This is a genomic window from Streptomyces cacaoi (assembly GCF_006539165.1).
Classification (GTDB): domain Bacteria; phylum Actinomycetota; class Actinomycetes; order Streptomycetales; family Streptomycetaceae; genus Streptomyces; species Streptomyces cacaoi.
The window spans coordinates 1-1,277 of the sequence record NZ_BJMM01000167.1 but is presented as its reverse complement, the minus strand read 5'-3'; the positions used below and the strand labels follow the sequence as shown (position 1 = coordinate 1,277).

1 protein-coding gene is annotated in these 1,277 nt (G+C 71.7%); it reads left to right on the top strand.

Going from position 1 to position 1,277, the window contains the following annotated elements; translation table 11 throughout:
- Nucleotides 1-28: 28 nt before the first annotated feature.
- The coding region (locus tag SCA03_RS34755) for a SpnB-like Rossmann fold domain-containing protein (protein ID WP_230989118.1) at nucleotides 29-1,277 on the top strand (1,249 nt) is incomplete at its 3' end.

Sequence of the window (1,277 nt, the reverse complement as noted above, 5' to 3'; positions counted from 1 at the left end):
GCATGCGCGGCGTGAGGGGGAGTCGTGGGTGCGGCATGCTGCGGGGTTCCTTGCTCCGGGTGAGGGTGTGCCTGAGGGGTTTGATGTGGGGGTGTGGCCGCCGCGTGGTGCCGAACCGGTCGATGTGTCGGATTGCTATGAGCGGCTGGCGGAGGCCGGGTTCGGGTACGGGCCGGTCTTCCAGGGGCTGCGGTCGGCCTGGCGACGTGGCGAGGACGTCTTTGCTGAGGTTGCTTTGCCGGAGGGTGTGGAGGGTGAGCGGTTCGGGCTGCACCCCGCGCTGTTCGACGCCGCCCTGCACGCTTCCCTCCTCACCGCCGTTGACGACGGTGAAGGCACGGGCGGTGTGCCGTTCGCTTGGAGTGGTGTGCGGTTGCATGCTGCGGGTGCTTCGGGTCTGCGGGTGCGGATCCGGCCGGGCGCGGACGGGGGCCTGTCGCTGGCTCTGGCGGATGTGACCGGTGGGCCGGTGGCGTCTGTCGATTCGCTGGTGGTGCGTCCGGTCGAGGCGGACCAACTCCGTGCTGCCGAGCGGGACTCACTGTTCGCCATGGACTGGGCACCCGTCCATGTGGCGGCGGACGCCGGAGCCATGACGTCGGTCGAGGTCGGGCTGGAAGCCGGTGCGCTCGCGGCGTTGGTGGGTGATGAGGAGGCGCCGGATGCGGTGCTGGTGCGCGTGCCGTCGTACGTCGACCAACCGGCCGACGGAGCACATGAGTTGACGGCTGCGGTGCTGGGTCTGGTGCAGTCGTGGGTGGCGGATGAGCGGTGGGCCGGGTCGCGGTTGGTGTTCGTGACGCGGGGTGCGACGTCGGGTGAGGATCTGGCGGGTGCGGCCGTGTGGGGTCTGGTGCGTTCCGCGCAGTCGGAGCATCCGGGACGGTTCGTCCTGGTGGACCTGGACCTGGACCCGGACCTGGACCCGGACGCAGACGCCGACGCGGACGACGAGGGAACCCGGACGCCGGTGACCTCCCAGGAACTGGTGGCCGCCACGGTGGATGAGCCGCAGGTGCGGGTGCGTGCCGGTCAGGTGTATGCGCCGCGGCTGGGCCGGGTGTCGGCTGGTGAGTCCGGCGGGCCGGTGTGGCCGTCGCGGGGGCGGGTGCTGGTGACGGGTGGTACCGGTGGGCTGGGCCGGATCGTGGCCCGGCATCTGGTGGCGGAGCACGGCGTTCGGGGTCTGCTGCTGGTCAGCCGGAGTGGTCCGGCGGCCGAGGGTGCGGCGGAGTTGGTGTCGGAGCTGTCGGAGGGGTTCGGGGCTTCCGTCGTGC